The sequence below is a fragment of the Candidatus Pantoea formicae genome (assembly GCF_011752625.1).
Lineage (GTDB): Bacteria > Pseudomonadota > Gammaproteobacteria > Enterobacterales > Enterobacteriaceae > Pantoea > Pantoea formicae.
In genome coordinates this window covers 1-24,285 of record NZ_VWXD01000007.1, presented here as the reverse complement: position 1 = coordinate 24,285, position 24,285 = coordinate 1, and the positions used below count along the sequence as shown (strand labels likewise).

Genomic DNA, 24,285 nt, shown 5'->3' with positions numbered 1-24,285 from the left:
CTCAAAGCCTTGCGGCCTGCCTTTTCAGACAAGCCGCCAGACATTACCAGGACTGGGTTGCTTTAAACGTTTCGAGGAGGCCTTTCAGCTTCTCTTCGATTTCGTTATTAAAGTTGCCCGCTTGGTTGATTTCAGCCATCAGCTCAGCGTGATCGCGGTCTGCGAACGCCAGCAGAGCGGCTTCGAAGCTGCCGATTTTCGCCAGTTCAACGTCGTTCAGGAAGCCGCGCTCAGCAGCAAACAGCACCAGACCCTGTTGCGCGACAGACATCGGCGCATACTGTTTCTGTTTCAGCAGCTCGGTCACTTTCTGACCGTGGCTCAGCTGTTTACGCGTTGCATCGTCCAGATCGGATGCGAACTGAGAGAACGCAGCCAGTTCACGATACTGTGCCAGAGCGGTACGGATACCACCGGACAGTTTCTTGATGATCTTGGTCTGTGCAGCACCACCAACACGGGATACAGAGATACCCGGGTTAACGGCTGGACGAATACCGGAGTTGAACAGGTTCGATTCCAGGAAGATCTGACCATCAGTAATCGAGATTACGTTGGTCGGAACGAACGCAGAAACGTCACCCGCCTGAGTTTCGATGATTGGCAGCGCGGTCAGAGAACCGGTCTGGCCTTTCACAGCACCGTTAGTGAAACGCTCAACGTAGTCAGCGCTTACGCGTGATGCGCGCTCCAGCAGACGAGAGTGGAGATAGAACACGTCGCCTGGGAATGCTTCACGACCTGGTGGACGGCGCAGCAGCAGTGAAATCTGACGGTAAGCAACAGCCTGCTTAGACAGGTCATCGTATACGATCAGCGCATCTTCACCGCGGTCACGGAAGTACTCACCCATTGCGCAACCGGCGTATGGCGCCAGGTATTGCAGTGCAGCGGATTCAGAAGCCGAAGCCACAACGACGATGGTGTTAGCCAACGCGCCGTGTTCTTCCAGCTTACGTACCACGTTAGAAATGGTTGACGCTTTCTGGCCAATCGCAACATAGACACACTTGATGCCTGAATCGCGCTGGTTGATGATGGCGTCGATTGCCATTGCGGTTTTACCGGTCTGACGGTCACCGATGATCAGCTCACGCTGGCCACGGCCGATTGGAATCATCGCATCGACAGATTTGTAACCGGTCTGAACAGGCTGGTCTACTGACTGACGGTCGATAACGCCCGGTGCAATCACTTCAACAGGCGAGAAGCCGTCGTTGTCGATTGCGCCTTTACCGTCGATCGGTGCACCCAGGGTGTTCACCACACGGCCCAGCAGGCCACGGCCAACTGGAACTTCAAGAATACGGCCAGTACACTTAACCTTCATGCCTTCGGCGAGGTCAGCGTACGGGCCCATCACTACTGCACCAACCGAGTCACGCTCGAGGTTCAGTGCAATAGCGTAACGGTTACCCGGCAGGGCAATCATCTCACCCTGCATCACATCGGCCAGGCCGTGTACGCGGATGATACCGTCACTTACAGAAACAATAGTACCTTCGTTGTGAGCTTCGCTCACCACATTGAACTGAGCAATGCGCTGCTTGATCAGTTCGCTGATTTCGGTGGAATTCAGTTGCATATGCTCCAGTCCCCTTAAGACTGCAAGACGTCTGCCAGACGATCAAGACGGCCGCGTACGCTACCATCAATGACCAGGTCACCCGCACGGATAACCACACCTGCCATTACAGACTTGTCAATTTTGCAATTCAGCTTAACTTTGCGTGACAGACGTTTTTCCATCGCGGCGCTGATTTTACTCAGCTGGCTGTCACTCAGGGTACTGGCAGAAATCACATCCACTTCGGCTGTCGCTTCATAAGCGTCACGCAGTTGGATGTACTGTGCCAGTACCGCTGGAAGTGCTGTCAAACGTCCGTTTTCCGCCATTACCTTAATCAGGTTCTGAGCGGGTTCATCAAGTTGATCGCCACATACCGCGTTGAAAGAAGCAGACAAAGCTTCCGGCGCGAGCGCACCGGAAAGAAGATCTGCCATCTGTTCGTTGCGAGCCACTTCAGCGGCAAACGCCAGCATAGTCTGCCAGCGATCGATACTTTGATGCTCAACAGCAAAGTCAAAAGCTGCTTTGGCGTAGGGGCGAGCTACAGTAATCAGATCAGACATCAGCCCCTCCCTCCTTACAGTTCAGCGACCAGTTTATCAACGATGTCGCTGTTAGCAGCTTCATCAACGGAACGTTCGATGATTTTCTCGGCGCCAGCTAATGCCAGCAACGCGACTTGCTTACGCAGCTCTTCACGGGCACGTGAACGCTCGGCTTCGATTTCTGCCTGCGCTTGTCCCACGATACGGTTACGTTCAGTCTCAGCTTCGGTTTTCGCTTCGTCCAGAATCTGGGCACGGCGTTTGTTCGCCTGCTCGATAATGACCTGAGCGTCTTCTTTCGCTTTCTTCAGCTGGTCGGTCGCATTGGCCTGCGCGAGATCTAAATCTTTCTTCGCGCGCTCAGCAGAAGCAAGGCCATCAGCAATTTCTTTCTGGCGCTTTTCGATGGCAGCCATGATCGGCGGCCATACGTACTTCATGCAGAACGCGACAAACAGAATGAACGCGATGGCCTGGCCGAGGATTGTTGCATTAATGTTCACAGCACAATGCCTCTTATTAAGTTAACTTGCTCTGCCGCTATCAACGATAAACGGCAGAATCCGTTCCTCATCACACCGGGTGCCATGAGTGAACAAGGCTACCAGGTTTAGGCGACCGCAAACATCACGTAAAGACCCAGACCTACAGCGATCATTGGGATTGCATCCACCAGACCCATTACAACAAAGAACTGCGTACGCAGCAGAGGAATCAGATCCGGCTGACGCGCTGCGCCTTCCAGGAATTTGCCCCCGAGGATGCCGATACCGATCGCAGCACCGATTGCCGCCAGGCCCATCATCACAGCGGCAGCCATGTACAGCAGATCCATATTCAGGTTTTCCATGACAGTCTCCAGTTTGTTTCAGTTAAAAGCTTAGTGTTGAGATAAAAAAATCAATGTTCTTCAGATGCCATCGACAGATAGACGATCGTGAGGACCATGAAAATGAAAGCCTGCAGCGAAATGATCAGGATGTGGAAAATGGCCCATGGCACATTCAACACCCACTGCGACCACCACGGCAGCAAGCCGGCAATCAGGATAAAGATCAGCTCACCCGCATACATGTTGCCGAACAGTCGCAGACCGAGTGAAACCGGTTTAGACAGCAGGCTAACACCTTCAAGAATCAGGTTGATTGGGATGAAGATCGGGTGATTAAAAGGCTGCAGCGTCAGTTCTTTGGTGAAGCCGCCAATGCCTTTCATTTTGATGCTGTAGAACAGAATCAAAATAAAGACGCCCAACGCCATAGACAGCGTGATGTTCACATCTGCAGACGGCACAACGCGCAGCGCTGGCAGGCCTAAATAGTGCTCACCGATAAATGGCAGCAGGTCGATAGGCAGCAGATCCATGAAGTTCATCAGGAAGACCCAGACAAAAATTGTCAGAGCCAGCGGGGCGATAAGTTTGCTTTTACCGTGGTACATGTCACGTACGTTGTTATCAACGAAACCGACAACCAGTTCGATAGCCGCTTGTAATTTCCCTGGTACACCGCTGGTAGCGCTTTTTGCCACTTTGCGGAACAACACCAGGAAAACCAGTCCCAGTAACACAGAGAAAAACATGGAATCGATATTTAATACCCAGAACGTCGCAGGAGCGTCGTGCGGATTCACCAACTCGAAAGTACGCAGGTCCAGCTGAAGGTTATTCAGGTGGTGACCTATGTATTCTTGCGGAGTAGAGATTTCCCCAGCAGCCATGATGCCTCTTACCCTTTGTTGTTAATTACAGCCGGCGCGACGATCTGCACCACCAGCACCGATAACCAAGTGATTGCGAGAGGCCAGAAGACCGCTCCAAACACACCTAGCGCCACCATAAGGAAAATGACTGTCGTGAACACCTTCAACACTTCACCGAAGGCGAAGCTCCAGGCCACGCGACCTTTGGCAGGTGTTTGATCCTGCAGGCGCCAGGCTAAAAACATAAACAACACATTTGGCAGCCAAGCTGCCGCACCACCCGCGATGGCAGAGGCGCCCCAGGTGACATCTTTCAGCATAAAGAGCGCGCCGATGATGACAAAAGTCACCAGCTGGATAACCAGCACGGTCCGGGCTAATTTCACACTGTAAAGTGACACTGACATGGCGTTGAACTCTCCTGCCCCGAACGGGGTATGTCGCGTGTCGTATAAGACTGCCTTTACTCATTTGAGTCAAGCAGCAAAAGCCGTGCAAATTATACGGGCGCCACCTGCGATTTCAATCGGTAAGTAGCGAAAAGGTGAACAATTATTTAAATTTCTTTCTGGAGGGCTATTTTTCAAAACATCACCTTCCACGATGGCTTGACCAAAAGTCTGAAATTGCCGTGTTAGCTTGCTTTTAAAGCGTGCTTTAGATCACATTATAAGCAATGCATAAGCGGATAAATTTGTATTAAACATGAATTTTAAGATTTCAAATCCTGTTAAAATATTTTTAAATCATAAAGTTAGAATTACTCATCCAACAAGTTGCCATGATTTTCGATAAAAACACTCTATTGACATCAGAGGGCGCAATAAAAACGCAAAACTGATATTACGCACGCCGATTTATTGCAGAGTTATATTTTCTGGCGTGACTATTTGGTCAGGTAAATACAGCCAATAAAGTGATCTAAGTGATAATGAAATGTGAATTATTCGTTAAATGTAACAGACCTTTTCGGATAATTTCCGCGTCGGTTGTTAACCCCTCCTCCCTGCCCTGCCGAATAAAAGCTTTTGACTAAAAGTGTTCAACCGCTGTTTTTTTATTCAATGCATTTTCAAAGATAAAGGGGACTGATTGACTTAAATCCGCACTGTTTTCGTGGCTATTCGCGACGAATGATCACCAGATGACGCTCTCCATCCAATTCAGGAACGTGCAGTGCCTCGATTTTCTCTACAGTAAAGCCGGCTGGCAAGTCCGTGATTTCATCATCAGGACGTACACCTTTCAATGCGTAGAAGCGGCCTGAAGGGCCAGGCAGATGATGGCACCAGTTCAGCATATCTTCCAGCGAAGCGAATGCGCGACTAATCACCCCATCAAAAGGTGGTTCCGCAGGAAATTCTTCAACGCGGCTTTGAACAGGTGTGATGTTAGTGAGCCCTAACTCATGCTGTACCTGGCGTAAGAAGCGTACGCGTTTACCTAAGCTATCCAACAAGGTGAAATGCGACTGCGGACGAACAATCGCCAGAGGAATACCTGGCAGGCCCGGTCCAGTGCCGACATCAATAAAACGTTCGCCTTGCAAGTGAGGTTCCACCACGACGCTGTCGAGAATATGGCGCACCAGCATCTGCTGTGGATCGCGTACCGACGTCAGGTTATAGGCCTTGTTCCACTTATGCAGCAATTCAACATAGCCGACCAACTGCTGTTTTTGTTGATCGGTAAGGGAAATGTTTGCCGCTTTGAGCAGCTGAGAGAGTTTGTTAATCACAAGGAAAGTTCCGTTAACAGGGGCGAGTTGCCTCGCCCCGAAGTCTATCAGGCGCTTTTACGCAGCAGACCCTGTTTTTTGAGGTAAATCAGCAGAATTGAGATTGCAGCTGGCGTAATGCCAGAAATACGCGAGGCTTGACCAATGGATGTTGGCTTATGGTCGTTGAGCTTCGCGATGACTTCATTCGACAGACCATTCACCTGACGATAGTCGAGATCCACTGGCAGCAAGGTGTTTTCATTGCGCTGCTGGCGATCAATCTCTTCCTGCTGGCGCGCAATATAGCCTTCGTACTTCACCTGGATTTCAACCTGCTCAGCAGATTCAGCATCAGCCAGTGCAGGACCGTAACTTGGCAACGTCATCAAAAGCTCGTACGTCATTTCTGGACGACGCAGCAGATCTTCGGCACTGGCTTCTTTCGTCAATGGCGCACTGATCACGCTGTTCACTTCATCAACGTTGCTGGATTTTGGATGAACCCAAAGATCGCGCAGACGCTGACGTTCCAACTCAATCGCTTCCAGCTTCTGGTTATAACGAGCCCAACGCGCGTCATCAACCAAGCCTAACTCACGCCCTGTTTCTGTCAGGCGCAGGTCAGCATTATCTTCGCGCAGCATCAGACGATATTCGGCACGTGAGGTAAACATGCGGTACGGTTCTTTGGTACCAAGTGTGCAAAGGTCGTCCACCAGCACGCCCAGATAAGCCTGATCGCGACGCGGTGCCCAGCCTTCTTTGTCTGCTGATGCGCGAGCAGCGTTCAAGCCAGCCAGTAAACCTTGTGCAGCAGCTTCTTCGTAACCGGTCGTACCATTGATCTGGCCAGCAAAGAACAAGCCGTGAATAAATTTACTTTCCAGCGTGGGTTTCAGATCGCGCGGATCGAAGAAGTCATACTCAATGGCATAGCCAGGACGCACGATCTTCGCATTCTCCAGGCCTTTCATTGAACGGACGATCTGCATCTGCACATCAAACGGCAGGCTGGTCGAGATGCCGTTCGGATAGATTTCGTTACTGGTTAAGCCTTCTGGCTCAAGGAAGATCTGGTGTGCATTACGATCGGCAAAGCGCATCACTTTGTCTTCGATCGATGGGCAATAACGTGGACCGATCCCTTCGATGATCCCAGCATACATTGGGCTACGATCAAGGTTGTTGCGGATCACATCATGAGTTTGCTCATTGGTGTAGGTAATCCAGCACGGCACTTGTTGTGGGTGCTGGGAGACATTCCCCATGAACGAGAATACCGGCATTGGCGTATCGCCATGTTGCGGTGTCAGCACGGAGAAATCGATTGAGCGCGCGTCAATACGCGGCGGCGTGCCGGTTTTTAAGCGATTTACGCGCAGTGGCAGCGCACGAAGGCGTTTTGCCAATGGAATGGATGGCGGATCGCCTGCACGTCCACCGCTGTAATTATCCAGACCAATATGAATTTTGCCGTCGAGGAAAGTACCAACCGTCAGAACCACGGTTTTCGCGCGGAATTTCAGACCCATCTGCGTAACGGCACCGACAACGCGATCGTTCTCGACAATCAGATCGTCAACAGCCTGTTGGAAGATCATCAGGTTAGGCTGATTTTCCAACGCGGTGCGTACCGCTTGGCGATACAGTACACGGTCAGCCTGTGCACGCGTCGCACGTACCGCAGGGCCTTTACTCGCGTTTAGTATCCTAAACTGGATACCCGCTTGGTCAATTGCGGTGGCCATCAAGCCGCCTAAGGCATCCACTTCCTTAACCAGATGTCCCTTTCCGATACCACCGATCGCTGGATTGCAGGACATTTGTCCAAGCGTATCAATGTTATGGGTGAGCAACAGCGTTTGCTGACCCATTCGAGCAGCGGCCATCGCGGCTTCTGTGCCCGCATGACCACCACCAATTACGATGACGTCAAAAGGATCTGGATAAAACATGAAGTGGGTCCTCGTTAATGTTCGGACAGGGATCGTTGCCCTGGGCGGTGGATTCTACTGAAATTCTGTCTGCTGCGAAAGCCGCGGGATCCTGCGGTTTAAAAGAAAGGATCTTTATTCTTTTATATGATCTCTCTGTTAGATCTCTTATTAGGATCGCGAGGTTCTGTTGATAACCCAGAAAAACAGTTCTTTTACAGAGGATTAGCGAGGATCACTTACTGTGAATGATCGGTGATCCTGATCCGTATAAGCTGGGATCAAAAGAGCTACTTATACACAGCTGAAAAAAGCATCATGGGTTGTTCTTTGGATAACTACCGGTTATACGCAAGATTAAGGCTATGTTATCCACAGAACAATCGGTAAAAAAAAGAGTAAAACAGCGAAATAATCTGGGGATCGGCCTGTTTTCCCGATCCCCAACCGGCTGGGATCGTTTTAAATCTGCGTTTTCCAGGTCTCAACCCACACTTCAGCAGGATCTTCAGGAATCTCGTGCTCGAGAACGTCGATCTCAAGGCGATCGCCAATGCGTTTTGCACCCAGCTGATTAAGTTGCTCTTCTATTAACTTGATTGCGCCACAAAAGAGATCGTACTCGTGATTACCAATCCCTACTGCGCCATAACGCACGCCGGAAAGATCCGGTTGTGTCTCTTGCAATGCTTCATATAAAGGAAGCAAGTTGTCTGGCAGTTCACCTGCACCGTGCGTGGACGTCACAATCAGCCAGATCCCCTCTTGAGGCAGCTCTTCCAGCTCCGGCCCGTGCAGCACCTCGGTTGAAAAGCCCGCTTCCTGCAGTTTTGCTTCCAGATGTTCGGCGACGTATTCGGCGCTGCCAAGGGTACTGCCACTGATTAAGGTAATATCGGCCATGATGCTCTCCCGCACTAAAGGCGAGCATTGTACGCTGTGATCAAGCCGTGATCCACCTGTGGAAAACAGGGTTAATAACAGAAAGCATCAGGCGACAAGGCGCATCACGTATGTGATCCGCCAAGGATAAGTTTGTACACAGGAATGAGGGAATTATGGCTTGATGGTGCGCATGATCGGGTTTTGCAACGAGATCAGGGTTTCAGTGGACTGGATTTCATCAATGGTCTGGATCTTATTGATCAGCACCTGCTGCAGTGCATCGATGGATCGACACATCACCTTAATAAAGATGCTGTAGTGGCCGGTGGTGTACCAGGCTTCGACCACTTCATCCAGCGCTTCGAGTTTGCTGAGGGCGGCGGGATAGTCGCGCGCACTTTTCAGGATAATGCCGATAAAGCAGCACACATCAAAGCCAAGCTGGCGGGGATCGATTTCTACGCGCGTGCCTAAAATAATGCCTGCCTGTCTCATCTTTTCGACACGCACATGAATGGTACCGGGGCTGACGTTGAACTGTTTAGCGAGTTCGGCATAAGCGGTTCGCGCATTCTCAAGTAGAGCATTGAGAATGCCGCGATCAAGGTTATCCAGTTGCAGTTGTTCCGCCATCATCCATCCTCTTAAGGTTCTTCTTCTATGAACAGTGGAGAATGTGCAGCAAATTAGCATTGCAGGCAACGTGCAGACTGCGCGGGTGCCGCAGTCTGCACGCTTTTTTAACGCTTACGCCAGAGTGTGAGCTGTGCTTGAGTATGCTGAAACTTGCGTGCCGTCTCGCGGATCACAAAGGGCACATCCTGCGGTGCAGCGACTTCTTCGAAATCCTCACGCAGTAAACGCTGCAATGCCTGGTAGGTGGTCAGTGCTTCACCGTTCTCGCGCACGCCGCCCAGCCAGTTCTCTTTTGGCGTGAACTCTTCCAGCCAGGTATATGGCGAAGAGAGCACCAGCAATCCGCCAGATTTGATCATCGGCGTGATGTCCTGTAGGAAACGCTGCGGCTGACGCAGGCGATCGATCAGGTTGGAAGCCAGTACCAGATCGTAGCGATCCGGCTGCGGTTTGAGATTACAGGCATCGCCTTGCAAAAATTGAATGCGTTTTGCCTGCTCATCGCTGAGATCAAAATCTTTCAACCGCACCTGGCGATACTCCACCAGCTCACCCTCTTCCGGTACCACATAGCGGAAGTCTTCACCGGAAGTCAGCTGCAAGGCCACATCAATGAAACGCGCGGAATAATCCATTCCGGTCACGGCATCGAAATAGCGAGCCAGCTCAAAGCTGCCGCGACCGGTGGCGCAGCCGATATCCAGTGCCGCGCTGCGCGCATGACAGTGCGGCAGCACTTTTTCCACCAGCGCAGCGGCGTAATTAGGGACGTCGTAATAGCTTGGCCCATATTGAAAATCGAGATACTGCGACACCATGCTATCGGTTTCATACGGATTCAGTGCCATGGTCTCTTCGTGTGACGAAACCACATAGCGGAAACCGGCATGCTGGAAGAAATGACGGCGGAAAGCATAGCGAGCCGATTTCAACGCCTCGTTGCCGGTAGAAATCCAGCTGCCGCCTTTGATCAGCGCGTGTTTGCCGTCAAAGGTTGGCGTCGAGAAATCATCGTATAACGGATGCACTTTGAACCCTTCGAAACCGTTAGTCGGCGTGGTGGTCCACTGCCAGACATTGCCGACGATGTCGAAAAACTCACCCTGCGCAAAGCGATCCACCGGGCTTGATGAAGCCCAATAGGCCAGGTTGATATTGCCTGGTGCGTCGATCCAGTCGGGTTGGTCGCCGCTTACCTGCTCGCGTAACTGCATCCATTCGGCTTCACAAGGTAGCTGGATGGATTTCCCTGTCTCTTCTGCCAACCAGCGGCAGAAGGCCGCCGCTTCCAACTGATTCACTTCCGCTGGCCAATCCCATGGCATGGCCACTTCTTCGGTCATCAAACGCAGTTTTAGCTGATCGGGTTGCGATACGTCACCCACCCAAAATGTCGGCATTTGTGCGCCAGAAAATTCGCGCCAGCCCCAGCCTTCGTTATCCCACCAGCGTTGATCCTGATAACCGTTGGCAGCGATAAAACGGTAAAACTCGGCGTTGCTGACTAACATTTTGCTGGCCTTGAAAGGCTTAAGCTCGGTGACCTGATGACCGTATTCATTGTCCCAGCCGTAGGTGTCGTCCGCTTTCCCCTGCTGTACGCGGCCTCCGGGCATATTAATCAAGCTGTTAGCCGGTACTGATGCTCGGTCATGGCGCGCCTGCGAACACACTGGCCAATGCGGTTGAGGTTTTACCCAAGCAATAGGCAGTTGGCGCATCAATACACTGGAGGTCTCCAGATGAATACGCTCATGTTCGATACCCATTAAGATCACCCAAGCAGGGCTTTCCCATGTAATGGGGAGTTCAAGTGGCATGGTGCGAATGAATTCACTCACCAGGCTTTTCACTTTGCCGCGATAATCACGCACTTCTTCGACGGTTGGCCATGCATAGTGGCTGTCATTAAGATCATCCCAGCTCATTTCATCCACGCCTATCGCCATCATCGCTTCGATGCGATCGTCTACGCGGTTTTCCAGATAGCGTCCGGCCATTAACTTATTGATGTAGAAAGTAGCGGTGTGGCCAAAATAGAAGATTAACGGGTGGCGTAAGGAGATGGCTTTATCGAAATAAGCGCGCTCATCGGCAAGGCAATCAAACAGGCTTTCGTACAGCTCCCAGGTTTGGGTGAAATAGGCCAGCAGCTCGCTCCGTTTTTGTTCGGCGTTTTGGCCGGAGAGCTGCAAGGTGCGGGTAGGTGCAGGAAGTTGGGCGGTAGTCACAAGATGCTCCAGATGCTCAGTGTGCGAACTTATCACTATAGCAAATAAGCATTTCCGTCAGATGAATTAGCGCTTCCAGCGGCGCAGCAAGCGGCTCTTCAGCCCTGTATCGAAACGCCAGATGTGATCGAAGATACGTAGAATGCCTGGCTTACCGTGAAGCGACATCGCCACGGCGTGAAAACGCTGTTGATGCTGCCGCTGACGCTGCTTGATGGTGTTAACGAGATCGTCAGGTAGGCGTTGAGCGATAAAATCTGACACGATCACCGCATCCGCTTCCTGCCACAAGCTGCCGTCCATACGCTGCACCACTGCGGCAAGACAGGCCGCGAGATCGGTACCACCGCGAAAACGCTGGCTGAGGAAGCGGATGGCCTGCTCAATGCCACTGTCTGCCGTGAGTTCATAACCGATCACGTCATGGGCAAACAGCATGATGTAGCAGCGGCGTTTATCGGCTAAAGCCACCTTTAACAGCGCAAGGCAGAAGGCTTTGGCGCAGCGTTCGTTGAATCCACCCATTGAACCAGAAGTATCAACGCAGACAATAAAGGGACCGCGCGGCTGCTCTTCATGCTGCTGGTGGCTGACGGGGCGTAGCGTGACTTTTTCATGCCATGCATCACCTTGCAATTGATATGTCAGCAGGCGTTTTTCGACCAGACGGCGATAAAATTCTAGCTCCAGTTCACTGATGCTCAGCGCCGCCAACTCCGGCGGCAACAGACGCAGTACGTCATCGCTCTGATGAATGCCGCTGACCTCTTCCGGCACATGATCGGGTTCGCGCACCAGTTGGTGGAATGCTTCCAGCGGTGCATCCTGCGACGGCACCGATTTGGCTTCGCGGCTGCGGCCCAACTGCTGCGCCAGTTTCATTAATTCCGGCTGCTGTGCGAGGAAATCGCCATATTGCACGATCAGTTCATAATCGCCGTGCTGTAACGGGGCTTTGCTCATATCCCACAGACGCCCGGCTGCGGCTTCATCATCGTCGGTGAGAATTGGCGCCAGCTGCCCGCTGATTGCCATTCGCTGTTGCAGCTCGGCCATCAGGCGTTCGCGCTGCTCCTCAAGGAGGGTTTCGTTGAGCGTCAAGGTCTGCAGCGTCAGGCTGAGTCGCCAGCGTTGCAAAAACAGCGTGTGCTGCGCATTGCTCAGTTGCTCAGTTTCGTTGTGCAGCAGCAGTTTGCTGGCTTCTTCAATAAACGGCGAAGGCAGGCTTTTTAGCTGCGACATGATGTGGGGAAGCTGGTGGCTGAAGTCCTGCGTGCTGAGTAACTGCATTTGCTGAAACAGTTGAAACTCTTGCGCCAGCGCATCCGGCACCGGCGTGGTTTTCATCTGTTCGGCGATCTCGCTGCGCCAGCGTGGTAAATCGCGCATTAAGGCTTGCTTCATACGCGGAAATTTTTCAAAGAACAGCGCCAGCTGTGGCGACGCGAGCAGGGCCAGAATCAACTCTTCGATTAACTCTGTTTCGCCAATCGATAACAACGTGCTCAGCGTCTCCAGCGAGATCATTTACGTGCCTGTTTTAGCTGTTCCGCCACGTCCTGTAAGCTGGTTTCAATGCGTGCCAGCCAGTCATCACTAATAAACAGGCAGCGCTGGTGTTGGCTAAACAGCGTGCGCTGGGCGCGCAATTGCGTATCCAGTGCGTCGTATTCATCCATGATTTCCTGCGGCATTTCGCTGCTGCTGCTGGCACCCGGTAAGGTTAATCGCGTGGATTGTAGGCTCACGTCACGCAATGTCAGGCAGTGATGCGCATCCACCAGCAGATCGAGTGTTTGACCGAAGCCGATGCCGTTCAACTTACCGCGAATTTCTCCGCCTTTTATTAACCACTGGTTCAGCGCTTCGCGAGCAATCAGCACATGCGTGACCTGCATATCGTGCAGCATTAACGGTTGTTGCAGCATCAGCGTCAGTTGTTCGTCAGCAATCGAAGCGGGCAATTCGTAATGCGGTTTGCGGCTGAACATGCCGCTGTGTTTTTCCAAAGTCAGCGCTTGCGCCACGCTCTGCTGCTGTTGCAGTGCCAGACGACGGGCTTTGATTTGCTGCAGCTTATGCAGCAGTGGCTGCTGCTGCCAGGCGTGTTGCGTCATCAGCACATCGATTTCACGATCTAACAGCTTCATCGAGGCGACGTCGTGCCACAGGCAATCTTTCAACAAGATGATATCGATGGGCGCAATGGTCACGCGACCGCTGTAAAAGGCGCTGGCTTGCAGCAGGTGTATGGCTTTTTTCCAGCGACGATCGGAGATATAAGGCGCGTCAGGCAGCGTTTCCAGCTGCTGGCGCAGCTGATAAATCAGCTCAAACACATGATCGGGCAAACTCACCTGACTGATGCCTTTCTGCCACTGGTGATACTCTTCATCACTGATGCGCAGCGCTTCCGTCACCGGATTATCGTTTTCATCTTGCTGGTGGGTGAGCATGCTGCGGAAATTCTGCTTCTCATGCACGTTATCCAGCCACAGCCGGATCAGCATACGGTCATACAGCGCTTCCAGCCCGCTGTCGGCTTCTGGCAATTCGTTGGAAGCCGTCACCAGCAAGCGCATCGGGATCTTTTCTTCACTGTCGCCATTGCGGAAGCGGCGTTCGTTGATGGCGGTCAGTAAGGTGTTCAGAATCGCCGGGCCGGCTTTCCAGATTTCATCCAGGAAGACGATTTCGGCATCTGGCAGGTAGCCTTTGGTTAATCGCTGATAGCGCCCTTCATCCTTCAATGCCTGAATCGATAATGGACCAAAGACTTCTTCGGGGGTGGAAAAGCGGGTCATCAGGTATTCAAAGGCGCGGGCGTGCTGGAAGGCGTATTTCAAACGACGGGCAATTAAGCTTTTGGCAATGCCCGGTGGCCCCAGCAAAAATACGCTCTCGCCACTCAATGCAGCCAGTAAGCACAGGCGGATCGCATGATGCCGTTCATACAACCCCTTCTCAAGGGCGTTGCTCAGGCGAGAAATTCTTTCTGCCAAAAGATGGGGTTGAGCCATAATCACATCATTGTCCTTCTGATCCTGGAGCCGTCATATTCTGGCGAGCGCAATACTCTACTGGTTATCATGCTTGATTGCGTTGATAGCCGTCAGCTTTTTTGTTTCAGAAGGTTGAGACGAGAGAACTCGCTGCTTCAGGCGGTTTTTTTCGCCTAATTTCGGCGAAAAACCGCGTCGCTGACGTGATGGTGACATGTTGTAAGAGTAGGTTTTTTTGGGAATATGTGCATACTGTGCGCTTTTTGATGGCTTGAGCGGTAGGCAAATGCCTTATCGGCTCCAACAAAAGACAACTTATGAGCTCGGATAAGAAGCAGTCCCTCGGCGCAGTCACACTCGCCGCGATTGGCGTAGTGTATGGCGATATTGGTACCAGCCCGCTCTATACTTTGCGTGAATGTCTCTCTGGCCAGTTTGGCTTTGGGGTGGAACGTGAAGCCGTTTTTGGCTTTTTATCGCTGATCTTCTGGCTGTTGATTCTCGTCGTGTCGCTGAAGTACATCAGCTACGTGATGCGTGCTGATAACGCCGGCGAAGGCGGTATCCTGACCCTGATGTCACTGGCGGGCCGTAATACCGGTGCCAGAGCCACAGCCATTCTTGTCATCATGGGTTTGATTGGCGGCAGTTTCTTTTACGGCGAAGTGGTCATTACGCCGGCGGTTTCGGTGTTGTCCGCCATTGAAGGTCTGGAAATTGCTGCACCCAGTCTCGATACCTATATCGTTCCCCTTGCTATTGCGGTGTTAACGCTGCTGTTTGTGATTCAAAAACACGGTACAGGTATCGTCGGCAAGCTTTTCGCGCCGGTGATGCTGCTGTGGTTTATCATTCTTGCGGTGTTGGGTGCGCGCAGCATCATCAACAATCCTGACGTCCTGCATGCAATGAACCCGTATTGGGCGCTGCATTTCTTTATTCAGTACAAAACGGTGTCGTTCTTCGCGCTGGGTGCGGTGGTTTTGGCCATTACCGGCGTAGAAGCGCTGTATGCGGACATGGGGCACTTTGGCAAATTCCCGATTCGCCTTGCCTGGTTTATCGTTGTTCTGCCCTCGCTGGTGCTCAACTATTTTGGCCAAGGTGCGCTGCTGCTGAAAAATCCTGAGGCGATCAAGAACCCCTTCTTCTTGCTGGCGCCTGACTGGATGTTGATTCCGATGCTGATTCTGGCCACGCTGGCGACCGTCATCGCTTCGCAAGCGGTTATCTCCGGTGTGTTCTCATTGACGCGCCAGGCGGTGCGTTTGGGCTATTTACCGCCGATGCGCATTGTGCACACCTCGGAAGAGGAATCCGGTCAGATCTACATCCCGGTGATCAACTGGCTGCTCTACTTCTCTGTGGTTATCGTCATCGTGGGCTTTGAACACTCGAGCAACCTGGCCGCGGCTTACGGCATCGCAGTAACCGGCACCATGGTGCTGACCGCCATTCTCTGCTCTACGGTGGCGATTCAAAACTGGCACTGGAACCGTTATCTGGTGATTCTGATCCTGATTGGCATGCTGTGTATCGACGTTTCACTGTTCTCAGCCAACCTGATCAAGGTGTTCTCAGGTGGCTGGTTACCGCTGACGTTGGCGCTGATGATGTTTATCGTAATGACCACATGGAAAAGCGAGCGCTTCCGTTTGCTGCGTCGTATGCATGAGCACGGCAACTCCCTTGAAGCGATGATCGCCTCACTGGAGAAATCCCCGCCGGTGCGCGTGCCGGGCACCGCGGTGTATATGTCGCGTGCCTTGAACGTGATTCCGTTTGCCATGCTGCATAACCTCAAACACAACAAGGTGCTACATGAGCGCGTGGTGCTGTTAACGCTGCGTACTGAAGATGCGCCTTACGTACACAATGTGCGTCGCGTGACCATTGAGCAGTTGTCGCCAACTTTTTGGCGCGTAGTGGCGAGTTACGGTTGGCGTGAAACGCCAAATGTGGAAGAGATTTTCCACCGCTGCGGGCTGGAAGGTCTCAACTGCCGCATGATGGAAACCTCCTTCTTCATGTCGCATGAATCGCTGATTATCGGCGATCGCCCATGGTATCTGCGCCTTCGTGGCAAGCTATTCCTTGCGCTGCAACGTAATGCGCTTCGCGCGCCGGATCAGTTTGAAATTCCGCCTAACCGTGTCATCGAGTTGGGCACCCAAGTCGAGATTTAACTTCTCTCCTTTTAAGGGCCGCTGATGCGGCCCTTTTTACGGCCAAACTCAAATTCACCCCGGCGCAAGCGAAACGTTTCGATGGCGATCACATTTCCGTGATGATGCCATTGAGTTGCTGCGTACATTTAATACACTTCCGGTCAGCGAAACGTTTCGCTGTGGAGTGGAAGAAATGAAAAAAGGTCGCTTGTTAAACGCTGAAATCTCTCATGTGATTGCCCGCCTGGGCCACACCGACACGCTGACGATTGCTGATGCAGGCTTGCCGATTCCGGCCGGTCCACAGCGTATCGATTTAGCATTAACACCGGGAACGCCCGAATTTTTACAGGTGGTGGATGTTGTCACGCAGGAGATGCAAGTCGAAAGCGCCCTGATGGCGGAAGAGATCAAACAGCTTAACCCGCAGCTTCACAGCGCACTGCTCGCCGTGCTCGATGCCTTGCAACGGCACCAGGGGAATATCATCACCATCAGTTACACCAGCCATGAACAGTTCAAACAAGAAACACAGCGTAGTCAGGCGGTCATTCGCAGCGGAGAGTGTTCTCCGTATGCGAATGTCATCCTTAGCGCTGGCGTGACCTTCTGAGGCCGTTATGCAACCGTTATTGCAACTCAAAGGGATTGAAAAGTCGTTTCCCGGCGTCAAGGCGCTGAACGGTGCTTCGCTTGCTGTTTATCCGGGCCGCGTGATGGCGCTGGTCGGTGAAAATGGCGCGGGCAAGTCCACCATGATGAAAGTGCTGACTGGCATTTACAGCATGGATGCCGGTTCGCTGCAGTGGCTCGGCAAGGATGTGGCTTTTTCTGGACCGAAAGCATCGCAGGAAGCGGGCATTGGTATCATCCATCAGGAACTCAACCTGATTCCGCAACTGACTGTCGCGGAGAATATTTTTCTGGGTCGTGAATTTGTTAACCGCTTTGGTCGCATCGAATGGAAACGGATGTATGCCGAGGCGGATGCTTTATTGCATCGCCTGAACTTACGTTTCAACAGCCATAAGCTGGTGGGCGATTTATCCATTGGCGATCAGCAAATGGTCGAGATTGCGAAAGTGCTCAGCTTCGAGTCGCAGGTCATCATTATGGATGAACCGACCGATGCGCTGACCGATACCGAAACCCTGTCGCTGTTCCGCGTGATTAATGAACTAAAAGCGCAGGGCTGCGGCATTGTTTATATCTCGCACCGCATGAAAGAGATCTTCGAGATTTGCGATGACGTCACCGTATTCCGCGACGGCCAGTTTATTGCCGAGCGTGCGGTAAGCGATCTCAGTGAAGAGAGCCTGATCGAGATGATGGTTGGCCGTAAGCTGGAAGATCAATATCCGCACATTGATCAACAGCCTGGCGACATTCGTTTGAAAGTCGCACACCTCAGCGGTCCAGGCGTGGATGACGTTAGTTTCACCTTACGTAAGGGTGAGATCCTCGGTATTTCCGGGTTGATGGGCGCGGGCCGCACCGAACTGATGAAAGTGCTGTACGGCGCATTGCCGCGCAGTAAGGGCACCGTGACGCTTAACGGCCGCGAAATCATGACTCGCTCTCCTCAGGATGGTCTGGCGAACGGCATCGTCTACATATCCGAAGACCGTAAGCGCGATGGGCTGGTGCTCGGCATGTCGGTGAAAGAGAACATGTCGCTCACCGCGCTGCGTTACTTCAGCCGCGCGGCGGGTAATCTCAAGCATAGTGAAGAGCAGCTAGCGGTGGGTGACTTTATTCGCCTGTTCAACGTTAAAACCCCTTCTATGGAGCAGCCGATTGGCCTGCTGTCTGGTGGTAACCAGCAGAAAGTGGCGATTGCGCGTGGCTTAATGACGCGCCCAGACGTGTTGATTCTTGATGAACCGACTCGTGGCGTAGACGTGGGTGCGAAAAAAGAAATTTATCAGTTAATTAACCAATTTAAAGCCGAAGGGCTGAGCATCATTTTGGTGTCGTCTGAAATGCCGGAAGTGTTAGGCATGAGCGATCGCATCCTGGTGATGCATGAAGGCCATCTGAGTGGCGAATTTTCCCGTGAGCAGGCTACCCAGGAATCCCTGATGGCAGCAGCAGTCGGTAAGCAACACAGCGAGGAGTTAGTTGTATGAGCACCCAAACCTTACCCGCCAGCCGTCGCTGGTTCAGCAAAGCCTGGCTGCTGGAGCAGAAGTCGCTGATTGCGCTGATTGTGCTGATCGCCGTGGTAGCAAGCCAAAGCCCGAATTTCTTCACCGTTGCCAACATGTTCAACATCCTGCAGCAGACCTCGGTCAACGCCATTATGGCCGTGGGGATGACGCTGGTGATTCTCACTTCGGGTATTGATCTGTCCGTGGGATCGCTGCTGGCGCTCACCGGCGCTGTCGCGGCATCGATTGTCGGCCTGGAAGTGAATGCGCTGGTGGCGGTCGCCGCTTCATTGGCACTTGGTGCGGCAATCGGCGGGATTACTGGGGTGATTGTGGCTCGCGGCAAGGTGCAGGCCTTTATCGCCACGCTGGTGATGATGCTGCTGCTGCGCGGTGTCACCATGGTGTACACCAACGGTAGCCCGATCAATACCGGTTTCAGTGATAACGCCGATCTGTTTGGCTGGTTCGGTATTGGCCGTCCGTTGGGTATCCCAACACCGGTATGGCTGATGGCAGTCGTGTTTGCGCTGGCTTGGTACATGCTGCATCACACGCGTTTGGGTCGTTATATCTATGCGCTGGGCGGTAATGAAGCGGCGACTCGACTGTCAGGTATCAATGTTAACCGAGTCAAAATCATCGTCTATTCACTGTGTGGTCTGCTGGCAGCGCTGGCGGGCACCATTGAAGTGGCACGTCTCTCCTCTGCGCAACCTACAGCGGGTACCGGTTATGAACTGGATGCTATCGCGGCGGTGGTGCTGGGTGGAACCAGCCTGGCAGGCGGTAAAGGTCGCATCATGGGCACGCTGATTGGTGCACTGATTCTTGGTTTCCTGAACAACGGCCTGAATCTGATGGGCGTGTCTTCTTACTACCAAATGATTGTTAAAGCCGTCGTCATTCTGCTGGCAGTGCTGGTGGATAACAAAAGCAGTAAATAACTCTGACCTTCACACAGGATTATATAAATGAAAAAGTTAACTGCATTGGCCGTCGTCCTTGGCGCCACCCTCAGTGCTGGCGCGATGGCAAAGGACACCATTGCGCTGGTTGTATCGACTCTGAATAATCCGTTCTTTGTGTCACTGAAAGATGGCGCACAGAAAGAAGCTGACAAACTGGGTTATAACTTGGTGGTGTTGGATTCTCAGAACAACCCGGCGAAAGAGCTGGCAAACGTACAGGATCTGACTGTGCGCGGCACCAAGCTGATGCTGATCAACCCAACGGATTCTGATGCCGTGGGCAACGCTGTGAAAATGGCCAACCAGGCAAACATTCCAGTGATTACTCTGGACCGCGTTGCTGCGCAGGGTACCGTGGTGAGTCACGTTGCCTCTGACAACCGCTTTGGCGGCAAAATGGCCGGTGACTTCATTGCGAAGAAACTGGGCGATGGCGCGAAAATTATTGAACTGCAGGGTATTGCCGGGACTTCCGCAGCGCGTGAGCGTGGCGAAGGGTTCAAACAGGCAGCCGATGCACACAAATTTAATATTCTGGCGAGCCAGCCTGCCGATTTTGACCGCACTAAAGGTCTGAACGTGATGCAGAACCTGCTGCAGGCACATCCAGATGTGCAGGCCGTATTTGCACAGAACGACGAAATGGCGCTGGGTGCACTGCGTGCGCTGCAGACAGCGGGTAAAACTGATGTGCTGGTGGTCGGTTTCGACGGCACGGCAGACGGTGTGAAAGCAGTAGAATCCGGTAAACTGACCGCTACCGTCGCGCAGATGCCCGATAAAATTGGCGTGATTGGTGTTGATACTGCAGATAAAGTGCTGAAAGGCGAAAAAGTACAGGCGGTTAACCCGGTTGACCTGAAGCTGGTTACCAAATAAAAAACAAAGAAAAGCATGGCAACGCGCCACCTTCCCGGTGGCGCAACTTTCTGGATCAAACCCTATGAACACAAGTGCAAAACTGGCGGTACTCGGCAGCATTAATGCCGATCACATCCTTAACCTCACCCACTTTCCACGTCCGGGTGAAACGGTGATCGGAAAACAGTATCAGATTGCTTTTGGTGGCAAAGGGGCTAATCAGGCTGTGGCTGCGGGGCGTGCCGGTGCCGACATCGCTTTTATTGCCTGTGTCGGTGCAGATGACATTGGCGAGCGCATCCGCCAGCAATTACAGCAGGACCGTATTGATACCGCGCCGGTGGAAACCGTGGCGGATGAAGCCACCGGTGTGGCGATGATCTTCGTTAACGGCGAAGGTGAGAATAATATCGGCATCTATTCGGGTGCTAACGCGGCACTGACGCCAGCTTGCGTGGCGCGTCATCAGCAGGTGATTGCTCAGGCGGACGCACTGCTGATGCAACTGGAGTCGCCGCTGGAAAGCGTGTTGGCTGCTGCAGAGATTGCTCGTGCCAATGCCACCCAGGTGATCCTGAACCCTGCTCCTGCGACCCAGCTCTCTGACGAGTTGCTGGCTTTAATTGATATCATCACGCCGAATGAAACCGAAGCCGAAATTTTAACCGGCATTGCGGTAAAAAGTGATGAAGACGCAGCGCGTGCAGCACAGGCGTTACATGAAAAAGGCATTCACACGGTACTGATCACCTTAGGGCGTCGTGGTGTATGGCTGAGTGAGCAAGGCACAGGTGTGCGCATTCCAGGCTTCAGCGTTCAGGCTATCGATACGATTGCGGCAGGTGATACCTTCAATGGTGCTTTCATTACTGCGCGTTTAGAAGGAGTGGCAATGCATGATGCGGTCCGTTTTGCTCATGCCGCCGCCGCGATTGCGGTGACGCGTCCTGGCGCTCAGCCCTCAGTGCCGTGGCGCGCTGAGATCGACACCTTCCTGCAGCAACAGGGTTAAGCCTTTGGCGACCATGAAAGATGTCGCCCGCCTGGCGGGCGTCTCAACATCCACCGTTTCCCACGTCATCAATAACAATCGCTTTGTTAGCGAGCAGGTGCGGGAAAAGGTTGAGCAAGCGATTCGTGAGCTGAACTACGCGCCTTCCGCATTGGCGCGCAGTTTGAAGATCAATCAGACGCGTACCATCGGTATGCTGCTGACGGCCAGTAGTAACCCGTTCTATTCCGAAGTGGTGCGTGGCGTGGAGAATAGCTGCTACGAACGCGGCTATAGCCTCATTCTGTGTAACACCGAAGGCGATGAAGAACGCATGAATCGCAGCCTCGAAACGCTGATGCAAAAGCGTGTCGATGGGTTACTGATGATGTGTACTGAAACGCACCTCCCCTCTGCGGAGATCCTCAATCGTTATCCGTCCGTACCTATGGTGATGATGGACTGGGCGCCGTTTGAGGGGCGTGGCGACATTATTCAGGATAACGCGCTGCTAGGCGGCGAACTGGCGACGCAGCATCTGATCGATCGTGGTTACACGCGCATTGCCTGCATTGCCGGGCCGCAGGACAAAACGCCTGCGCGTCTGCGCTTGGATGGATTCCGTAAAGCCATGGCCAGCAGTGGATTGCCGGTATTGCCCGGTTATGTGGTCGACGGTGATTTCGAATTTCAGGGTGGCTTCAACGCGATGAACCAACTGCTGACGTTAGAGTTATTGCCTGAAGCGGTTTTCACCAGTAATGATGCGATGGCAGTGGGCGTTTATCACGCGCTATTCCAGGCGGGGTTAAGCGTGCCGCAAGATATTGCAGTGATGGGCTATGACAATATAGAACTGTCGCGTTACCTCACACCGCCGCTCAGCACTATCCATCAACCCAAAGATGAGCTGGGCGAACTGGCGATTGATACGCTGATCCATCGTATGAGCGATCCTGACGCCAGCCAGCAAACGCTGGTGCTGACGCCGGAGCTGGTGGAACGCGGTTCGGTTTAAGCAGTTTTTTTCTTTTTCTCGCGATTAGCGATCAGATTACGGCCATCACCTGGACGTAACATCAAGAAAGCAAACGCTGAGAGCACGGTGATGACACCCATCGTCATAAAGGTGGCGTGGAATTGTTGCACGGTGGTGCTTTCAATATCCTGCCAGAAGCGCAGCACCGCGGCACTGACGGCCACACCAAAACTAATCGATACCTGCTGTGTCACTGCGAGCACGCTATTTCCGCCGCTGGCGTTCTCATCATTCAAGTCTGCCAGTGTGATGGTATTCATGGCGGTGAACTGCGTTGACATCGCCATCCCTAATACAAATAGTGCCGCCAATAGCATTAACACACTTTCACCCGGTGTTTGCAGCGAGAAACTGGCGACGAGGAAGCCGATGATGATAGTGATGCCGACCAGCGTTTTACGATAACCGAAACGTCGCAGAACTTGTGTCACGGTGGATTTAGCCAGCAGTGAGCCAATCGCGGTGGGTCCCATCATGCAGCCAGCGATCAATGCGGGATAACCAAAACCGACTTGTAACATCAATGGCATTAAAAACGGAATGCAGCCCGTGCCCAAGCGTGCCGCAATATTACCGATGATGCCAACCGAGAAGGTACGGGTTTTAAACATCGGTAAGCTAATCAGCGGTGCCGGATGACGACGCGCATGCACTATATAAAGAAGCAACAACGCGACACCGGCCAGCAGCACCAGCACTGCCTGCCAGGGTGACACAATACGTTCGCCAAAAAGTTCGATACCGACGGATATCAGCACCAGACCCAAACCAAACAGAATGAAACCGCCAAAATCAAAGCGACGCTTAGGCGTGGTGAAGTCCGGCATAAATTTACGCGCATAGAAGATGCCAGCGATGCCGATTGGAATGTTGATCAGGAATATCCAGTGCCAACTGGCGTAGGTGACTAGTAGCCCACCGAGCATCGGTCCCAGAATCGGTCCGACTAATCCCGGCATGGTCACAAAGTTAAGTACCGGCAGCAATTCACTGCGTGGATAAGCACGCAACAATGCCAGACGCGCGACCGGCATCATCATCGCGCCGCCAACGCCCTGAATAATGCGCGAGACAACCAGCATGCTCAGCGAACCCGACAGCGCACAAGCTAAAGAACCCAACGTAAACAGCGATACGGCAATAATGAAAACTTTGCGCGTGCCAAAGCGATCGGCCAGCCAGCCACTGACAGGGATCAGCATCGCCACGGTAAGCGTGTAGCTGATAACGGCAGATTGCATGGCGAGGGGAGAACGTTCAAGGCTGGTGGCGATAGCAGGGAGCGCAGTATTGAGGATGGTGGCATCGAGGGCTTGCATGAAAAATGCCATTGCGGCGATCCAGGGCAAGCCGGCCATACTGCGCGCGGAGCGAATCATTGAAAATCCTTCTTTAATAATTGTTCAGTCTGCAACAAAGAAAACGGCGTTGGAGTAACAGAATAGCATTGGTGCTTATATGCGTGACGCTGATTTGTGCCGCTAAACGGGCGCTTTTGACTGATTATTGATCGAGAAATGTCTGTTTTTAGCCTGTTCGGTTAAAAAAGTAGCGCTCAGTCAATTTTTTGCAATAAACCCTTGTCAGCCCCGAATAACTCCCTATAATGCGCCACCACTGAGACGGCAAAGCGGCAACGCAGACGGCTCAGCAGGGAGTGAAATGATTCACCCCGCCGGAGAAAACGCTGAAAAAAGTGTTTGACTCTGAAGGAGGAAAGCGTAATATACGCCACCTCGCAACAGCAGCTTAAGGCGCTGATTGCACCGCTCTTTAACAATTTATCAGACAATCTGTGTGGGCACTCGCAGGATTGATATCAGCGTCTCCGGACGTAAAAAATATCAAGTCTCACGAGTGAACACATAATGAAATTCATTA

At 52.6% G+C, this 24,285-nt stretch carries 21 protein-coding genes; 7 read left to right on the top strand and 14 right to left on the bottom strand.

Annotation, left to right across the window (positions count from 1 at the left end; genetic code table 11):
* Window positions 1–43: 43 nt before the first annotated feature.
* The 13 genes from atpA to ravA all read right to left on the bottom strand — a co-directional run bounded on the left by atpA (window position 44) and on the right by ravA (window position 14,242).
* Window positions 44–1,585 (bottom strand): F0F1 ATP synthase subunit alpha, encoded by a 1,542-nt coding sequence (gene atpA, locus F3J38_RS19055; RefSeq protein WP_058961695.1) that lies wholly within the window; start codon window positions 1,583–1,585, stop codon window positions 44–46.
* 14 nt (window positions 1,586–1,599) lie between these two features.
* Window positions 1,600–2,133 carry a F0F1 ATP synthase subunit delta gene (gene atpH / locus F3J38_RS19050; RefSeq protein ID WP_167140979.1) on the bottom strand — a complete coding sequence of 178 codons (534 nt, stop codon included), beginning with the start codon at window positions 2,131–2,133 and terminating at the stop codon, window positions 1,600–1,602.
* A 14-nt stretch (window positions 2,134–2,147) separates the two neighbouring features.
* Window positions 2,148–2,618 (bottom strand): F0F1 ATP synthase subunit B, encoded by a 471-nt coding sequence (gene atpF / locus F3J38_RS19045; RefSeq protein ID WP_167140977.1) that lies wholly within the window; start codon window positions 2,616–2,618, stop codon window positions 2,148–2,150.
* A gap of 107 nt (window positions 2,619–2,725) precedes the next feature.
* Window positions 2,726–2,965 carry a F0F1 ATP synthase subunit C gene (gene atpE / locus F3J38_RS19040; protein ID WP_003849523.1) on the bottom strand — a complete coding sequence of 80 codons (240 nt, stop codon included), beginning with the start codon at window positions 2,963–2,965 and terminating at the stop codon, window positions 2,726–2,728.
* A gap of 50 nt (window positions 2,966–3,015) precedes the next feature.
* Window positions 3,016–3,834: a F0F1 ATP synthase subunit A gene (gene atpB / locus F3J38_RS19035; RefSeq protein ID WP_167140975.1), complete on the bottom strand. Its 819-nt coding sequence runs from the start codon at window positions 3,832–3,834 to the stop codon at window positions 3,016–3,018.
* A gap of 8 nt (window positions 3,835–3,842) precedes the next feature.
* Window positions 3,843–4,223 carry a F0F1 ATP synthase subunit I gene (atpI, locus tag F3J38_RS19030; RefSeq protein WP_167140973.1) on the bottom strand — a complete coding sequence of 127 codons (381 nt, stop codon included), beginning with the start codon at window positions 4,221–4,223 and terminating at the stop codon, window positions 3,843–3,845.
* Window positions 4,224–4,936: 713 nt separating this feature from the next.
* A complete protein-coding gene (rsmG, locus tag F3J38_RS19025) occupies window positions 4,937–5,554 on the bottom strand; it encodes a 16S rRNA (guanine(527)-N(7))-methyltransferase RsmG (RefSeq protein WP_167140971.1) in 618 nt (205 codons plus the stop codon).
* A 47-nt stretch (window positions 5,555–5,601) separates the two neighbouring features.
* Window positions 5,602–7,491 carry a tRNA uridine-5-carboxymethylaminomethyl(34) synthesis enzyme MnmG gene (mnmG, locus tag F3J38_RS19020; RefSeq protein ID WP_167140969.1) on the bottom strand — a complete coding sequence of 630 codons (1,890 nt, stop codon included), beginning with the start codon at window positions 7,489–7,491 and terminating at the stop codon, window positions 5,602–5,604.
* 441 nt (window positions 7,492–7,932) lie between these two features.
* Entirely contained in the window at window positions 7,933–8,373 is a 441-nt protein-coding gene (mioC, locus tag F3J38_RS19015) for an FMN-binding protein MioC (RefSeq protein WP_167140968.1), read from the bottom strand.
* Window positions 8,374–8,526: 153 nt separating this feature from the next.
* Entirely contained in the window at window positions 8,527–8,988 is a 462-nt protein-coding gene (gene asnC / locus F3J38_RS19010) for a transcriptional regulator AsnC (RefSeq protein ID WP_034830053.1), read from the bottom strand.
* A 107-nt stretch (window positions 8,989–9,095) separates the two neighbouring features.
* On the bottom strand, window positions 9,096–11,222 hold the full coding sequence (gene ovoA, locus F3J38_RS19005) for a 5-histidylcysteine sulfoxide synthase (protein WP_167140966.1): 2,127 nt from the start codon (window positions 11,220–11,222) through the stop codon (window positions 9,096–9,098).
* A gap of 66 nt (window positions 11,223–11,288) precedes the next feature.
* A complete protein-coding gene (gene viaA / locus F3J38_RS19000) occupies window positions 11,289–12,749 on the bottom strand; it encodes an ATPase RavA stimulator ViaA (RefSeq protein WP_167140964.1) in 1,461 nt (486 codons plus the stop codon).
* Complete coding sequence (gene ravA, locus F3J38_RS18995; protein WP_167140962.1) at window positions 12,746–14,242, bottom strand: ATPase RavA; 1,497 nt, start codon at window positions 14,240–14,242, stop codon at window positions 12,746–12,748. Before ravA ends, viaA begins: the two co-directional genes overlap by 4 nt.
* 299 nt (window positions 14,243–14,541) lie before the next feature.
* Here ravA and kup point away from each other — a divergent pair, with 299 nt between their 5' ends.
* The 7 genes from kup to rbsR all read left to right on the top strand — a co-directional run bounded on the left by kup (window position 14,542) and on the right by rbsR (window position 22,383).
* Window positions 14,542–16,410 carry a low affinity potassium transporter Kup gene (gene kup, locus F3J38_RS18990; protein WP_167140960.1) on the top strand — a complete coding sequence of 623 codons (1,869 nt, stop codon included), beginning with the start codon at window positions 14,542–14,544 and terminating at the stop codon, window positions 16,408–16,410.
* A 175-nt stretch (window positions 16,411–16,585) separates the two neighbouring features.
* A complete protein-coding gene (gene rbsD / locus F3J38_RS18985; protein ID WP_167140958.1) occupies window positions 16,586–17,005 on the top strand; it encodes a D-ribose pyranase in 420 nt (139 codons plus the stop codon).
* A 7-nt stretch (window positions 17,006–17,012) separates the two neighbouring features.
* A complete protein-coding gene (gene rbsA, locus F3J38_RS18980; RefSeq protein ID WP_167140956.1) occupies window positions 17,013–18,521 on the top strand; it encodes a ribose ABC transporter ATP-binding protein RbsA in 1,509 nt (502 codons plus the stop codon).
* On the top strand, window positions 18,518–19,489 hold the full coding sequence (gene rbsC / locus F3J38_RS18975; RefSeq protein ID WP_034830072.1) for a ribose ABC transporter permease: 972 nt from the start codon (window positions 18,518–18,520) through the stop codon (window positions 19,487–19,489). The genes rbsA and rbsC overlap by 4 nt, the downstream gene beginning before the upstream one ends.
* Window positions 19,490–19,516: 27 nt before the next feature.
* The gene (gene rbsB / locus F3J38_RS18970) at window positions 19,517–20,392 is read left to right on the top strand and encodes a ribose ABC transporter substrate-binding protein RbsB (RefSeq protein ID WP_167140954.1); all 876 of its coding nucleotides are present in this window, start codon (window positions 19,517–19,519) and stop codon (window positions 20,390–20,392) included.
* A gap of 64 nt (window positions 20,393–20,456) precedes the next feature.
* Entirely contained in the window at window positions 20,457–21,386 is a 930-nt protein-coding gene (gene rbsK, locus F3J38_RS18965) for a ribokinase (protein WP_167140952.1), read from the top strand.
* Window positions 21,387–21,399: 13 nt separating this feature from the next.
* Complete coding sequence (gene rbsR, locus F3J38_RS18960) at window positions 21,400–22,383, top strand: ribose operon transcriptional repressor RbsR (protein WP_167141335.1); 984 nt, start codon at window positions 21,400–21,402, stop codon at window positions 22,381–22,383.
* Here the strand turns inward: rbsR and mdtD are convergent.
* The gene (gene mdtD, locus F3J38_RS18955) at window positions 22,380–23,783 is read right to left on the bottom strand and encodes a multidrug transporter subunit MdtD (RefSeq protein ID WP_167140950.1); all 1,404 of its coding nucleotides are present in this window, start codon (window positions 23,781–23,783) and stop codon (window positions 22,380–22,382) included. The genes rbsR and mdtD overlap by 4 nt on opposite strands.
* Window positions 23,784–24,285 lie beyond the last annotated feature (502 nt).

Bases quoted from the DNA above. Each gene is read 5' to 3' on its own strand.
- atpA (WP_058961695.1), bottom strand. From the start codon at position 1,585: ATGCAACTGAATTCCACCGAAATCAGCGAACTGATCAAGCAGCGCATT.
- atpH (WP_167140979.1), bottom strand. From the start codon at position 2,133: ATGTCTGATCTGATTACTGTAGCTCGCCCCTACGCCAAAGCAGCTTTT.
- atpE (WP_003849523.1), bottom strand. From the start codon at position 2,965: ATGGAAAACCTGAATATGGATCTGCTGTACATGGCTGCCGCTGTGATG.
- atpB (WP_167140975.1), bottom strand. From the start codon at position 3,834: ATGGCTGCTGGGGAAATCTCTACTCCGCAAGAATACATAGGTCACCAC.
- atpI (WP_167140973.1), bottom strand. From the start codon at position 4,223: ATGTCAGTGTCACTTTACAGTGTGAAATTAGCCCGGACCGTGCTGGTT.
- mnmG (WP_167140969.1), bottom strand. From the start codon at position 7,491: ATGTTTTATCCAGATCCTTTTGACGTCATCGTAATTGGTGGTGGTCAT.
- mioC (WP_167140968.1), bottom strand. From the start codon at position 8,373: ATGGCCGATATTACCTTAATCAGTGGCAGTACCCTTGGCAGCGCCGAA.
- asnC (WP_034830053.1), bottom strand. From the start codon at position 8,988: ATGGCGGAACAACTGCAACTGGATAACCTTGATCGCGGCATTCTCAAT.
- viaA (WP_167140964.1), bottom strand. From the start codon at position 12,749: ATGATCTCGCTGGAGACGCTGAGCACGTTGTTATCGATTGGCGAAACA.
- ravA (WP_167140962.1), bottom strand. From the start codon at position 14,242: ATGGCTCAACCCCATCTTTTGGCAGAAAGAATTTCTCGCCTGAGCAAC.
- kup (WP_167140960.1), top strand. From the start codon at position 14,542: ATGAGCTCGGATAAGAAGCAGTCCCTCGGCGCAGTCACACTCGCCGCG.
- rbsD (WP_167140958.1), top strand. From the start codon at position 16,586: ATGAAAAAAGGTCGCTTGTTAAACGCTGAAATCTCTCATGTGATTGCC.
- rbsA (WP_167140956.1), top strand. From the start codon at position 17,013: ATGCAACCGTTATTGCAACTCAAAGGGATTGAAAAGTCGTTTCCCGGC.
- rbsC (WP_034830072.1), top strand. From the start codon at position 18,518: ATGAGCACCCAAACCTTACCCGCCAGCCGTCGCTGGTTCAGCAAAGCC.
- rbsB (WP_167140954.1), top strand. From the start codon at position 19,517: ATGAAAAAGTTAACTGCATTGGCCGTCGTCCTTGGCGCCACCCTCAGT.
- rbsK (WP_167140952.1), top strand. From the start codon at position 20,457: ATGAACACAAGTGCAAAACTGGCGGTACTCGGCAGCATTAATGCCGAT.
- rbsR (WP_167141335.1), top strand. From the start codon at position 21,400: ATGAAAGATGTCGCCCGCCTGGCGGGCGTCTCAACATCCACCGTTTCC.
- mdtD (WP_167140950.1), bottom strand. From the start codon at position 23,783: ATGATTCGCTCCGCGCGCAGTATGGCCGGCTTGCCCTGGATCGCCGCA.